At 71.6% G+C, this 12,924-nt stretch carries 12 protein-coding genes; 6 read left to right on the top strand and 6 right to left on the bottom strand.

Annotated elements, in window-relative coordinates; translation table 11 throughout:
• Positions 1–89 precede the first annotated feature (89 nt).
• Positions 90–1,865, top strand: coding sequence for an aspartate--tRNA ligase (gene aspS, locus BMY40_RS07855; RefSeq protein WP_093657755.1), 1,776 nt, complete (start codon positions 90–92; stop codon positions 1,863–1,865).
• A gap of 131 nt (positions 1,866–1,996) precedes the next feature.
• Here aspS and BMY40_RS07850 read toward each other — a convergent pair whose 3' ends face one another.
• A complete protein-coding gene (locus BMY40_RS07850) occupies positions 1,997–3,190 on the bottom strand; it encodes a phospholipase D-like domain-containing protein (RefSeq protein ID WP_093656984.1) in 1,194 nt (397 codons plus the stop codon).
• Between the two features lie 186 nt (positions 3,191–3,376).
• Here BMY40_RS07850 and BMY40_RS07845 point away from each other — a divergent pair, with 186 nt between their 5' ends.
• The 3 genes from BMY40_RS07845 (at position 3,377) to BMY40_RS07840 (ending at position 5,562) form a co-directional block, all read left to right on the top strand.
• Positions 3,377–3,619 carry a DUF6411 family protein gene (locus tag BMY40_RS07845; protein WP_093657753.1) on the top strand — a complete coding sequence of 81 codons (243 nt, stop codon included), beginning with the start codon at positions 3,377–3,379 and terminating at the stop codon, positions 3,617–3,619.
• Between the two features lie 161 nt (positions 3,620–3,780).
• A complete protein-coding gene (locus tag BMY40_RS27985; RefSeq protein ID WP_177213921.1) occupies positions 3,781–3,939 on the top strand; it encodes a hypothetical protein in 159 nt (52 codons plus the stop codon).
• A 138-nt stretch (positions 3,940–4,077) separates the two neighbouring features.
• A complete protein-coding gene (locus BMY40_RS07840) occupies positions 4,078–5,562 on the top strand; it encodes an FG-GAP and VCBS repeat-containing protein (protein WP_093656982.1) in 1,485 nt (494 codons plus the stop codon).
• Between the two features lie 217 nt (positions 5,563–5,779).
• On the opposite strand, the gene BMY40_RS07835 is transcribed toward BMY40_RS07840, so the two are convergent.
• The 4 genes from BMY40_RS07835 to BMY40_RS07820 form a co-directional block, all read right to left on the bottom strand.
• Entirely contained in the window at positions 5,780–8,011 is a 2,232-nt protein-coding gene (locus BMY40_RS07835; RefSeq protein ID WP_093656980.1) for an MMPL family transporter, read from the bottom strand.
• Between the two features lie 99 nt (positions 8,012–8,110).
• A complete protein-coding gene (locus BMY40_RS07830) occupies positions 8,111–8,710 on the bottom strand; it encodes a TetR/AcrR family transcriptional regulator (RefSeq protein ID WP_093656978.1) in 600 nt (199 codons plus the stop codon).
• A gap of 151 nt (positions 8,711–8,861) precedes the next feature.
• On the bottom strand, positions 8,862–9,740 hold the full coding sequence (locus BMY40_RS07825) for a TIGR02452 family protein (RefSeq protein ID WP_093656976.1): 879 nt from the start codon (positions 9,738–9,740) through the stop codon (positions 8,862–8,864).
• 223 nt (positions 9,741–9,963) lie between these two features.
• Entirely contained in the window at positions 9,964–10,653 is a 690-nt protein-coding gene (locus BMY40_RS07820; protein WP_143071746.1) for a hypothetical protein, read from the bottom strand.
• 198 nt (positions 10,654–10,851) lie between these two features.
• On the opposite strand from BMY40_RS07820, the gene BMY40_RS07815 reads away from it, so the two are divergent.
• Together BMY40_RS07815 and BMY40_RS07810 are read left to right on the top strand one after the other, a co-directional pair.
• On the top strand, positions 10,852–12,078 hold the full coding sequence (locus BMY40_RS07815; protein WP_093656972.1) for a DUF6571 family protein: 1,227 nt from the start codon (positions 10,852–10,854) through the stop codon (positions 12,076–12,078).
• 91 nt (positions 12,079–12,169) lie between these two features.
• Positions 12,170–12,613: a hypothetical protein gene (locus tag BMY40_RS07810; RefSeq protein WP_093656970.1), complete on the top strand. Its 444-nt coding sequence runs from the start codon at positions 12,170–12,172 to the stop codon at positions 12,611–12,613.
• Positions 12,614–12,685: 72 nt separating this feature from the next.
• Here the strand turns inward: BMY40_RS07810 and BMY40_RS07805 are convergent, their stop codons facing one another.
• Positions 12,686–12,883 carry a hypothetical protein gene (locus tag BMY40_RS07805; RefSeq protein ID WP_093656968.1) on the bottom strand — a complete coding sequence of 66 codons (198 nt, stop codon included), beginning with the start codon at positions 12,881–12,883 and terminating at the stop codon, positions 12,686–12,688.
• Positions 12,884–12,924: the final 41 nt, after the last annotated feature.

Genomic DNA, 12,924 nt, shown 5'->3' with positions numbered 1-12,924 from the left:
GACGGTAGTCTGTGGAGCGTGTGCGCCCCCTCCCCGACGAGCGGCCGGCGGCCCGACACCACCCGACAACCTGACGACTTGGACGAATGATGCATCGGTACCGGTCCCACACCTGCGGCGAGCTCCGTGCCGCGGACATCGACACGGATGTCCGCCTCTCCGGCTGGCTGCACAATCGGCGGAACCTGGGCGGCATCCTCTTCATCGATCTCCGCGACCACTACGGGATCGTCCAGCTCGTCGTCCGCCCCGACACCGCCCCCTACGAGGCGCTGAGCTCGATCTCCAAGGAGTCCGTCGTCCGCGTCGACGGCCGGGTCGTCGCCCGCGGCGAGGAGAACGTCAACCCCGAGCTGCCCACCGGTGAGATCGAGGTCGAGGTCGCCGAGGTCGAGGTGCTGGGCGGCGCCGACCCGCTGCCGTTCACCATCAACACCGAGGACGGCGTCAACGAGGAGCGGCGCCTGGAGTACCGCTTCCTCGACCTGCGCAAGGAGCGCATGCACCGCAACATCATGCTGCGCTCGGCGGTCATCTCCACCATCCGGCAGGAGATGACGGCGCTCGGCTTCAACGAGCTGGCCACCCCGATCCTGTCGGCCACCTCCCCCGAGGGCGCGCGCGACTTCCTGGTGCCCTCCCGGCTGCACGCGGGGAAGTTCTACGCGCTGCCGCAGGCCCCGCAGCAGTTCAAGCAGCTGCTGATGATCGCGGGCTTCGACCGCTACTTCCAGATCGCGCCCTGCTTCCGCGACGAGGACGCCCGCGCCGACCGCTCGCCGGGCGAGTTCTACCAGCTCGACGTGGAGATGAGCTTCGTCGAGCAGGAGGACGTCTTCGGCGTCATCGAGAAGGTCATGACCGACCTCTTCGAGAAGTTCGGCAACGGGCGCCACGTCACCTCGCCCTTCCCGCGCATCCCCTTCCGCGAGGCGATGCTCAAGTACGGCAGCGACAAGCCGGACCTGCGCGTGGGGCTCGAACTGACCGACGTCTCGGACGTCTTCGCCGGCTCGGGGTTCAAGGCGTTCGCGGACAAGCACGTACGCGCCCTGGCCGTGCCCGGCACCGCCGACCAGCCGCGCAAGTTCTTCGACCAGATGGGCGAGTTCGCCGTCTCGCAGGGCGCCAAGGGCCTGGCCTGGGTGCGCGTGGGGGACGACGGGAAGCTGACCGGCCCGATCGCCAAGTTCCTCACCGAGGAGAACGTCTCCGCGCTGCTGTCCCGTCTGGACGCCGGACCGGGCACGGCCGTCTTCTTCGGCGCGGGAGAGTTCGACGAGGTATCCAAGATCATGGGGGCGGTCCGCGTCGAGGCCGGGCGCCGTACCGGCCACTTCGAGGAGAACGTCTTCCGCTTCTGCTGGATCGTCGACTTCCCGATGTTCGAGAGGAACGAGGACACCGGGCAGATCGAGTTCTCCCACAACCCGTTCTCCATGCCGCAGGGCGGCCTGGAGGCGCTGGAGACCAAGGACCCGCTGGACATCCTGGCCTGGCAGTACGACATCGTCTGCAACGGCGTCGAGTTGTCCTCCGGCGCGATCCGGAACCACGAGCCGGAGATCATGTACAAGGCCTTCGAGATCGCCGGCTACAGCCGCGAGGAGGTCGAGCGCGAGTTCGGCGGCATGCTGCGCGCCTTCCACTTCGGCGCCCCGCCGCACGGCGGCATCGCCCCGGGCATCGACCGCATCGTGATGCTGCTGGCCGACGAGCCCAACATCCGCGAGACCATCGCCTTCCCGCTCAACGGCAACGCCCAGGACCTGCTCATGGGCGCCCCGAGCGAGGTCGACGAGGCCCGGCTGAGGGAACTGCACCTGTCGCTGCGCAAGCCGCCGCAGGTCAAGCAGGCCGACTGACGGGCACGCAGGCACAGGCCGACGGGCCGGGACCGCACCGCGGTCCCGGCCCGTCGGCCTGTGCGTCCGTCCGCCGGCCGGGTCCGTCCGCCGGGTCCGTCCGGCTGCCCGTCCGCCGCTGCCGGGCGTCCTCACAGGAAGCGGCGGATCGGCATGACGGCGGCCTCCCGCACCCGCTGCACGACCGGCCGCCTGCGCCAGCGGGCGCCCACGATGCGTGCGCTCCGGCCCAGGTCCGCGTCGTAGTCCCGGTCCAGTCCCGCGGTGAACTCCTCGTCCAGGACGACGAGCATGACCTCCTCGTCGTGGTCCATCGAGCGCCGGTTGAGATTGGTGGAGCCCACCAGCGAGGCGATCCCGTCCACCGTCACGATCTTGGCGTGCATCATCGTCGGCTGGAAGTGCCAGATCCGCACCCCGCACGCCAGCAGCTCCTCGTAGTGGTTCTGCCCGGAGAGCTGGGAGGCCCGCTGGTCCGTGTGCGGGCCGGGCAGCAGCAGCTCCACCTCCACCCCGCGGCGCGCGGTGGCGCACAGCATCTCGACGAAGTACGGGTCGGGCGCGAAGTACGCCGTGGCCAGCCGTACGCGCTCCTGGGCCGTCTCCAGCACCACCCGCAGCAGCGTCTGCATGTCCTGCCAGCCGAAGCTGGCCGAACCGCGCACCACCTGCACCACGGAGTCCCCCTGCGGCTCGTGCTCGACGAAGCGGTCCCGCTCGTCGAACAGCACCTCCGCGCACTCCGCCCAGTTCTGCGCGAACGCGGCGGCGATGCCGTCCACGGCCGGGCCGCGCACCCGCACATGGGTGTCGCGCCACTCGCTCTCGTCCCGGGCATCGCCGCACCACTCCTCGGCGATCCCCACCCCGCCGGTGAAGGCCGTCCGCTCGTCCACCACCAGCACCTTGCGGTGGCAGCGGTGGTTCTGCTTCAGCGGGGAGAGCCACAGCGGTTTGCGGAACCAGGCCACCTGCACCCCGGCCTCGTCCATCATCTCCAGCAGGTCGCCCTCGATCAGCCGGCTGCCGAAGCCGTCCAGCAGCAGCCGCACCCGCACCCCGGCGCGGGCGCGTTCGGCCATGGCGTGGGCGAACTCGCGGGCGATCTCGCCGCGCCAGTACACGAACGTCATCATGTCGACGGTGTGCTCGGCGGCCCGGATGCTCTCCAGCATCGCGGGGAAGATCTCGTCCCCGTTGCGCAGCGCCGTCACCTCGTTCCCCTCGGTGGCGGCGATGCCGATCAGTCTCTCCAGCCGCCGCCGCAGCCGTCGCTTGCGCCTGTCCGCCTCGTCGTTCACGGCCTCGTCGTTCACGACGCCCATGGCCCCTTCCCTCCCGGCTCCCGGACTCTTGCCGAATCGAAAATTCTCTCGGTCCGCTTATGCCCACGGATCCGCTTCCCAGGGATGCCGTGCGCAAGTCGGGGCAGACGGACGCAACACACGGCTTCGGTGGTCAAGACGACACGGAGCGATACGACCGGATGAGAACCGACGTGAGGAGTGACCGTGGTGGTCGCCGGTGTGATAGCCGCCTGCGTGGTCCTGGCCGTTCTGGCCTTCGTGGTGCCGCGCCTGTCCCGCCACCCCGAGCGCGGCACACAGCGCTCCCTGGGACTGGGCGCCCGTGCGGGAGGCAAGGCGCCCGGCCCCCTGGGGCGCTGGCTGAGCAAGCCGTTCCACAAGAGCTCCCGCGCGGTGGGCCGCAGCGGTTCCGCGGGCCGCCGCGCCCGCGGCCGGCTGCCTTTCTGACCTCCCCGTCCCCGTCGTGCCCGGTCGCCCGGTCGCCCGGGCGGATGTGCGGCGTGCGCCGCCGCCTGGGAAGAGAAACGAGACGACGGAGGCGGTCGCGGGGTGCGCGCCCCGCGACCGCCTCCGTCCCCGAGGTGGACCTCTCCGGAAGGGAGACCGCAATGAGTTGGTACACCGACGCCGCGCAGAGCGGCGGGCCCGCACTCCTCGCCAAGGGAGCGATCCTCCCCGGCGGACTGACCATCGTCCTGGTGTTCCTCGCCATCGCGGCCGCCTGCCTGACCGCCGCCTACCTGGTCAAGCGCAGCGCACAGCGGTAGCGGGAAAGCGACGGCGAGAAGCGCGGGGCCGCCCACCGGGCGGCCCCGCGCTCCGTGAACGCCTGGAGCCACGCGGAACTGACGCGACCGTGACGCGACCGCGATCTCTCCGTGTGCGCTGACCGGCAGACTCGCGGCATGAAACGACACGGGCTCCCCGCCGTACTGACCTGGCTCTGCGCGGCGGCCCTCCTGGCCGCCGGGTGCTCCTCGGGGAGCCGGGAGGGGGGTACGTCCGGTGACTCCGCACCCCCGTCGTCCGCCTCCTCGCCCGCCTCACCGCTTCCCGCTCCGACCGGACGCGACACGGGCGAGGTCAACCGGGACGACGTGAACGGCGACGGCCACGCGGACGTCGTCGTCAACGGCTGGTACCGGCAGCCGAAGAACAGCGGGAAGTGGCGCAACAACCGCTTCGTCGCCCTCGCCTCGCCCGGCGGCCCCGATCCCGCGGCGGCGTTCCGGCTCTCCGAGCGCTTCGCGGCGCCCGACCCCAAAGTCGTGAGCGCGCCGTTCTCCCTGGACAGCTCCGTCCAGTTCACCGGCGACCTGGACGACGACGGCCACGCCGACATCGTCGTGCGCGCACCCAGGGCCGACGGGCGCGGGCGGCTCACCGACCACCAGTTCGTCGTCTGGGGCGGTCCCGAGGGGCCCGTCGGCGCCACCGAGCTGCCGCCCGGCGCCCACCGGGCCGCGGCCGTCGGCGACTTCGACGGCGACGGCGCGCTCGACCTGCTCACCCTGGCCCCGGCGAGTTCGGAGTACGACCTGAAGCCGCAGCCGGCGACGGTCCTGCACGGGCCGCTCGACCGGGACGGCGGCACTCCCCGCACCACCACCGAGTCCGACGTCGGCCACGGCGGTTGGGTGCCCGTCTCGCACGTGCTCGCCGGTGACTTCGACGGCGACGGCCGCGACGACCTGCTGACGATGGCCGAGTACGGCGAGGAGGACGTCCGCTTCGAGGAGAAGGGCATCGAGGACGTCGAGGACGCCCACTTCCACCGGGGGACGCCGCAGGGCCTGCGGGAGGCGGGCACCGTGCCCGGGATCACCGGCCGTCTGCCGGGGTACGCCGCGATCCCGCACGCCGTCGGCGACTTCGACGGCGACGGCCGCGACGACGTCCTCGCCCGGCCCCGGGAGGGGGGCGGACTGGTCGTCGTCCCCGGCGGCGCGAAGGGCCTGGGGCGCGGGCGGGGCCCGGTCGCCCTGGAGGGCGTCAGGACGTCCTATGTCCGCGCCCCCGCCGTCGGCGACCTGAACGGCGACGGCCGCGACGACGTCGCCCTCCGCACCCCGGGGAAGGACCGCCGCGTCGGCCGGGTGACCGTCCTCCTCGGCGGCCCCGGCGGGCTGGACGACGGCCGCGCCACCGTGATCGACCGGTACGCCATCGGCCTGGACGGCAAGCCCGCGCACCCCGGCGACCGGGACTTCTTCGGCCGGGACCTCCACATCGCCGACCTGGACACCGACGGACGGGCCGAGCTCCTCATCGGCACCTTCGGCTTCAACCAGCCGCGCAAGGAAGCCGGTTACTGGATCCTGAGCGGGACGGAGTCGGGTCCGTCCACCACCGACCGCCGCTTCGTGGCCACGAAGGACTTCGGCGGCTGACCCACCCCCACCGCATCCCTGCTCCCACCGCATCCCCGCCCCCCGTACGCGACCGGGGCCCGGCAGCGGTGCCTCCCTCGTGGGAGGACCGCTGCCGGGCCCCGGATGCCGCACCGCTCCCCGTCCCCACGGGCCGGTGCGGCCGGGGCCGCCGCGCCTTCCGCTCACGCGACGGCGGCCCCGGGTCTCGGCGGGTCCCGGCGGGACCCGGCCCGGCTCAGTCGCGCACGGCGACCGGCTCGCGCTCGTCCGTCCTCGCGGCGGGGCCGTTCAGCTCGCGCTGGAGCTTCTCGCCCTCGACGTCGACGTTGGGCAGGGCCTTGTCCAGCCAGCGCGGCAGCCACCAGGCGGACTTGCCCAGCAGTGCGAGGACGGCCGGGACGACGGCCATGCGGATCACGAAGGCGTCGAAGAGGACGGCGACGGCCAGACCGAAGCCGATCATCTTGATCATTGACTCGGAGGAGCCGATGAACCCGGCGAAGACGCTGATCATGATCAGCGCGGCCGCGGTCACCACGCGCGCCCCCAGCTTGAAGCCGGTGACGACCGACTCGTGCGGGGTCTCGCCGTGGACGTGGGCCTCGCGCATCCGGGTCACGAGGAAGACCTCGTAGTCCATGGCCAGACCGAAGACCAGGCCGACCATGAGGATCGGCATCAGGCTCATGACCGGGCCGGTCTGCTCCACGCCGAAGACGTCGGCCAGCCAGCCCCACTGGAAGACCGCCACGACGGCGCCGAGCGCGGCGACCACCGAGAGCAGGAAGCCGAGCGCCGCCTTCAGCGGGACCAGGATCGAGCGGAAGACCACCGTCAGCAGCAGGAAGGCCAGTCCGACCACGAGGATCAGGTAGGGCGCCAGGGCGTCGTCCATCTTCTGCGAGACGTCGATGGCCATGGCGGTCTGCCCGGTGACCAGGACGCTCGCGCCGGTGGCCTCGGCGATCCCGGGCGCCTGCCCGCGGATGTCGTGGACCAGGTCCTCGGTCGCGGCGCTGCTGGGCGCGGACTTCGGGACGACGGTGATCATCGCGGTGTCGCCGGCCTTGTTGAACGTGGGGGGCATGACGGCGGCGGCCCCGTCCAGGCCCTGGAGCCTTTCGGTGGTGGCCTCGGCGGCGGCCCGGGGGTCGTCGCTGTCCTCGGCGTCCACGGTCACGATCAGCGGGCCGTTGGTGCCGGGGCCGAAGCCCTCGGCGATCAGGTCGTAGGCGCGGCGCTGGGTGGTGCTGGTGGGCTGGGACCCGTCGTCGGGCAGGTTGAGCTGGAGGTCCTTGGCGGGGACGGCCAGCAGGCCGAGCCCGACGACGCTCACCAGCAGCACCGCGATCGGGCGGCGCAGCACGAAGCGGGCCCAGCGGGTGCCCGCGCCGTCCCCGGTCTCGACGGCCGTGCCCGCCCCGCCGTCCTTCGCGTCGTCCTTCTTCGCGCGGTGCTTGCGCGGCAGGACCCTCTGCCCGGCGAAGCCGAGCAGGGCGGGTATCAGCGTCAGTGCGACCAGCACGGCCAGGACGACCGAGCCGCCGGCGGCCAGACCCATCTTGGTCAGGATCGGGATGTTGACCACCGACAGGCCGACCAGGGCGATGACGACGGTCAGACCGGCGAAGACCACCGCCGAGCCCGCCGTCCCCGTGGCGCGGCCGACCGCCTCCAGGGGCTCGCGGCCCTCGGCGAGTTCGGCGCGGTAGCGGGAGACGATGAACAGCGCGTAGTCGATGCCGACGGCCAGGCCGATCATCGTCGCCAGGATCGGGGTGGTGGTGTTGAGGTCCAGGGGCACGGTCACGGCGGTGATGACCGCGACGGTGACGCCGACGCCGACCAGGGCGGTGAGCAGCGGCAGCCCGGCGGCGACCAGGGAGCCGAAGGTGATCAGCAGCACGATCGCGGCGATGGCCACGCCGATGACCTCGGCGGCGCCGGTGTGCGGGATCGCCGCCATCGCGTCACCGCCGGTCTCGACCGTCAGCCCGGCCTCCCGGCCGTCCTCGGCGGCGGCCTTGAGTTCGTCGCGCGACTCCTCGGTCAGCTCGAAGCCGGAGACCTCGTAGCTGACCTGGGAGTAGGCGATGGTCCGGTCGGGGCTTACGGCCTGCGCCCGGAAGGGGTCGACGGCCTGCTGGACCTGCTCGCCCTTCGCCAGCTCGGCGACGACCTCGCCGACGGCCGCCTTGTTCTCCGGGTCGGTGATCTTCTCGCCGTCGGGGGCCTTGAAGACGACCCGGGCGGTGGCGCCGTCGGGACTGCTGCCGGGGAAACGATCCTCCAGCAGCTCGAACGCCTTCTGCGCCTCGGTGCCGGGAATGGTGATGTTGCTGGAGGCCGCCGATGAGGCGGAGGCGGCGAAGCCGCCCGTGACCGCCAGCACCACCACCCACAACAGGGCGACCAGCCCGCGCCGCCGGAAGGCGAGGCGGCCGAGCCGGTACAGGAACGTGGCCATGAGAGTGAGGACTCCTGAGTCGGAGGAAGTGGTCGGAAGGAGGTGTTGGGTCTCGGAAGTGCTCGTGAGCGCTCGGAAGCGCCCGTGGGACGGCGCCGGTCAGGAGATGCCGAGTGCCGGGAAGACCACCGCCCGCAGATAGCGCTCCATGTAGTCGGCGTCCGAGTCCCGGTTCTCGATCAGCTTGCGGGTGCTCAGCGCCCCGATGACCAGGTGCGGGACGAACTCGATCGCCGGGTTGTCCGGATCCAGCTCCCCGCGCTCGGCGGCTCTGCGCACCACGGCGTCGAGCGCGTCCAGGCCGGGCCGGATGTGCAGCTCGTACAGCGCCTGCCACAGCTCGGGGTCCTTGGAGACGGCGTGCGCCAGGCCGTTCAGCAGGGCGGTGTCCTCGCTGGCGTGGGAGATGAAGTCGCTCACCATCTGCCGGAGGTCGCCGGCCAGGGAGCCGGTGTCGATGTCCTCCGGGTGGCTCTTGCCCAGGTGGCGCAGGGCGGTGGCGACCAGCTTGGGCTTGCTCTCCCACTGCCGGTAGAGGGTGGCCTTGCTGGACTTGGTGCGCGCCGCGACCGCGTCCATGGTCAGCGCCTCGTAGCCGTGTTCGCGCACCAGGTCGACCACTGCCGTGAACAGCTCCAGCTCCCGCTCGGGGGTCAGCCGGGTGCGGCGGCCGGGTGCTGTGGCCGGCTGGTCGGTCATCCTGGCTCCCCAACGCAAACGAAACGGTTTCGTACACCAGGAGTGTAAGGACCGGTCGGGTGAAACGCAAAAGTATCGAAACGATCCCGTTCTCCCCGGCCGAACCGTTCCGTCCGGCCGCCCCGCCCCGCCCCTGCCGTCCCGCCGGGTACTACCCGGCGAGTCCGGCGAAGGCGCGGTGGAAGGCCGCCCGCGTCGGAGAGTCGGCGCGGCGGTCGAGGACGGCGAAGACGACGTGCGCGAAGCGCCAGGCGAACCGGCCGCCGTCCGCCAGGTGCGAGCGGAACGCGCCCGCGACGACCGCCGGGTCGTTGCGGAACACCCCGCAGCCCCACGCCCCCAGCACGAGCCGCCGGTAGCCCTGCGCCGCGGCCACCTCCAGCACCCGCTCGGCGCGTACGAGCAGCGCGCCGGGGACGCGTCCGGCCTCCTCGGGGGCGCGCCGCGCGATGACGCCCGCGTTGGGCGCGGGCGAGGTGAGGAAACCGGCCTCGAACGGCTCCTCCAGCAGCGCCCCGCGGTCGTCGCGGAAGACCGGCACACCGGGCGAGTGGATGACGCGGTCGCTGTAGAAGGCGCTGCGCTCGGCCCGGTGGTGCTCGTAGTACCCGGGGGCGCGCAGCAGGCAGACGTACAGCGCGGAGGCGCGGCACAGCGCCTCCTCCTGCGCCTGGGCCCCGTTGAGGTAGCCGCCGCCCGGGTTGCGCGCGGAGGCGAAGTTCAGGACGGCGACCGGGCCGCCGGAATCCGGGCCGCCGCCGGAACCGCCGGTGACCAGTCGGCGGGCGGCCTCCAGGCTGCTCTCCTCCGTCACCTCGAAGACGGTGGGCAGCCGTCCCCCGGCCCCGGGCTCGGCCCCGGGCTCGGCCCCGGGCACGGGCACCGGCTCGGGGCCGAAGAGGGCGGTCCCCTCCATCGCCGCGGCGACGGCCCCGGCGATGGACACCTCCCGGCCACCGGGAGTGGTGTACCGGCCCCGCTCGACGATCTCCTCGGTCTGTTTCGCGATGCCGCGCAGCCGTGCGCTCATATCCGCTCCCCGCGTCCCCCGTGTCGTACGACGGACCGATCGTCGGCGACCGGGGCCCCGGCGCGCAAAGGAATTCCGCGCGCCCGCCCTCGCACGTCCCCGCGCCCCGCTCAAACGCCGAACAGCTCCCGGCACGGCTCCAGCCCCTCGACCTCGACCGGGACGGTGCGGTGCGCCTCCCCCTCCCGGCGTTCCGCCGACCTGGAGCCTCCCGGGAGACGGGCTACACGGACGCCACCGGGACCCTCCCCTGCGGGGCGGAGTCCGGCCCGGTCCGCGGCCTCGATCCATGGGCGGCCAACACGGCGAACACCCCCATGAGCAGATACGCGGGCGCCGCGAGCCACGCCCCGGCGTGCAGCGCCGCGCCGGGGTCGAGCGTGGTGGAGAGGATGAGGAGCGCGGAGAGGTGGAGCGCGCACAGGGCGAGCGGGAAGACGACGGTGATGCCGTGGTGGACGGCGTACGCGCGCCGCAGCAGGGCGACCGCCCCCGCCAGCACCACCACCGCCAGCACGGCGAACACCGCCGCGTACGCCTGCTGGCGCGGCGCCTGGTACGGCTCCCAGTAGCCCCCGGGCTCGGGGAGGCTGTCGACGGCCGCGAGCACGAGGAGGGCGGCGGCCAGCACCGCCGCGCCGCAGGCCGCGAAGCGGGCGCACGGCCCGCGTACACCCGCCGTCGCCGCCAGCAGGAGGGCGGCCATGGCGAACGCGGTCGTGTAGTTCACGTAGAACTGCGCGACGGGATGGACGAGGCCGGGGACGTAGTCCTCCAGATAGGACGCGTCCGCGCCCGCTATCTCGTAGCCGTCGGGCCCCGTCGCCCAGGTCAGCGCCATGCCGACCATCACCGCCAGAGCCGATACGACCGCCCCGGCCAACCCCGCCCACCGCACTGCCCGCCCCGTCATGGCCCGCGACCCTAGCGCACCGGCCGGCGGCCCGTGGCGCCAATGTCGCATCATGAAGAGCGAGGTGACGCCGTGCCGGGAAAGGTCGTGCGGAATGTACGCAGAGCGGCCCCGCGTTGGTCCCGGCCGACTCGCCCACGTAGCGTAAGCGACCGGATCAGCGCGGCGGTCGAGAAGGCGAGCGGGGCGGACGACACGATGGCCGCCGCACTGCGGGCCGTCATCGCCGGGCACCCGTACGACTTCGGCCTCGGGCCGAAGCCGCTTGACGTCCCCACCCAGGGCAATCCGTACGGCTTCCAGGTCATGAGCAACCTGATGCGCCACGGCGTGTACGAGAAGGACTTCCTCAACGACTACGGTGACGCCCTGGTCAGGGAGGAGAAGGAGATGCGCCTTCCGGACCGCTACTGGAAGGGCCTCACCTCCGGGCACACCACCCTCAACCCGGGCAGCGCCGAAAACGATCTGGGCCTGGACCCGATGACCGGCTTCATGACGGCGCTCAGCCGCAACCCCGAGGCGTCCACCGACTTCTTCAACTCCACCCACCCGCAGGACAACGCCGAGTACGTCCTCAAGGACCGGAAGCACTTTCCCGACGGCATCGGCGACGACCCGCCCCTCGCCGCCCGCGAGGCAACCGGCAACGCGCTCTTCGCGGCGGCCACCGGCATCGATCCCCACGACGACAGAGCGGCCTTCGTGCCACACACGGATCAGCACCGCGCGGTCCTGGAACGCTCACTGGGGTACCTGTCGGAGACGGGTGACGACTTTCCGCCGGAGATGCGCGACGACATGGCCAAGGTGCTCGCCAACCACGGGGGGACCGTCCACGAGGCGTCCAGCAACCTCTCGGAGAGCAGCAGCCCGCTGGACAGGAAGCAGCTGCTGGAGGTCTCCAAGCAGGTCTCCCGCGACCAGGAGGCCTACGGAATCCTCAACGAGGGGATCAACGTGGCGATCGTCCAGGACATCCACGCCAACGACGTCAGCGATCCGGAGGAAACCCTGGTGCGCGCCGGCCAGACGATCGGTTTCCTGGAGGAGGCCCGCTACCAGGCCCTGGAGACCGACAAGGACGATCCGTCCTGGGAGGCCAAGTGGGGCTACCACCTCGTCGGCGGCGCGGCGAACTTCATCCCTGTCGTCGGCGACGCGACTCAGCGCGGTGTGGACGCCTTGGCATATGCCTGGCAGTTGGAAGAACAGGCACGCATCGACCAGGAGACCACTGGAAAGAACATAGAGAATTTTGATGTCCGCGAGAAGCAACTGGAGGCCATCGCTCAGGAATGGGCCAGAGTTAACCCGGACCATGAGATGTCGGGAAATGTCTACCTGTCGCATGAGAGAGCCAGCGGTGCCGCATACGACGGCAACAACCGCGCCAAGGGGCTGGCGGGTAAGAATGGGGACTAGAGGAAAGTGCCGTGGGCCGAGGGCGACGGCGCTGCTCGCCGCTGCCCTGGCGATACCGCTGTCCGGATGTGGTGGCTCGGAGGGCTACACGGTGCCGGAGGAGATCTGCGGCAGAAAGATCGACCCTGGGTTTGTCCGGGCGCTGCTGCCGGAAGGCGAGAGGTTCGAAGCGGAGATGACGCCCATAGGCGACAACATGACGAGATGCATGCTATCCGTCGACGGGCAGAGGGAACTCGGTATCCGCGAGTACCGGGACGGTGGGGATTTCGACGCCATGGAGTTCGCGGCGGAGCGCCCTAGGCGTTTCAGGAATCCTGAGAAGGCATCCTTCGGCGCGGACACGGTCGTCTCGGACGGCAAGGTGCTCTCGCTCAACCCGTGCACCTACCAGGAAGAGAGAGTCGTCTACATCCTGGACATCACGGTCAACCGTTTCGACGCGGACAGTTCCGACGGCTGGCGCGAGGAGCTCGAACGCTTCGCCGAGGCGTACCTGCCGGTGGGCATGGCGGAGACGGGCTGCGAGGAGTGACCGAGCGGCGGGCCGAGCCCGCCGCGCACCGAACCGGCCGCCGCCCGCTCCGGCGCGGAGGAGAGCGGCGGTTCAGGAAGCCTCGGCGGAGACGACGCTCCAGCGGCCGACCTCGCGGTAGCCGGAGTCGTAGACGGCCGAGCCGTCGCCGGGCCGCAGGGCGTAGTGGTGGAGGTTGCCTCCCCAGTACCGCAGGATCCGGCCCAGCTCGCGGGCGGACTCCTCGGCGGACGTCGCGTCGTCCATGTCGACCTCAAGGCGGAACTTCACTTCGGGTCTCCTTTCCGGGATGTCTGGATTAGATTGTTTCA

Source organism: Streptomyces radiopugnans (assembly GCF_900110735.1).
GTDB lineage: Bacteria > Actinomycetota > Actinomycetes > Streptomycetales > Streptomycetaceae > Streptomyces > Streptomyces radiopugnans.
Note: the sequence above shows the minus strand (reverse complement) of the source record. Positions and strands in the feature narration are given on the sequence as shown.

Coding starts and splice junctions, on each gene's coding strand:
- BMY40_RS07835 (WP_093656980.1), bottom strand. CDS start 8,011: ATGGCCACGTTCCTGTACCGGCTCGGCCGCCTCGCCTTCCGGCGGCGC.
- aspS (WP_093657755.1), top strand. CDS start 90: ATGCATCGGTACCGGTCCCACACCTGCGGCGAGCTCCGTGCCGCGGAC.
- BMY40_RS07815 (WP_093656972.1), top strand. CDS start 10,852: ATGGCCGCCGCACTGCGGGCCGTCATCGCCGGGCACCCGTACGACTTC.
- BMY40_RS07840 (WP_093656982.1), top strand. CDS start 4,078: ATGAAACGACACGGGCTCCCCGCCGTACTGACCTGGCTCTGCGCGGCG.
- BMY40_RS07820 (WP_143071746.1), bottom strand. CDS start 10,653: ATGACGGGGCGGGCAGTGCGGTGGGCGGGGTTGGCCGGGGCGGTCGTA.
- BMY40_RS07830 (WP_093656978.1), bottom strand. CDS start 8,710: ATGACCGACCAGCCGGCCACAGCACCCGGCCGCCGCACCCGGCTGACC.
- BMY40_RS27985 (WP_177213921.1), top strand. CDS start 3,781: ATGAGTTGGTACACCGACGCCGCGCAGAGCGGCGGGCCCGCACTCCTC.
- BMY40_RS07850 (WP_093656984.1), bottom strand. CDS start 3,190: ATGGGCGTCGTGAACGACGAGGCCGTGAACGACGAGGCGGACAGGCGC.
- BMY40_RS07825 (WP_093656976.1), bottom strand. CDS start 9,740: ATGAGCGCACGGCTGCGCGGCATCGCGAAACAGACCGAGGAGATCGTC.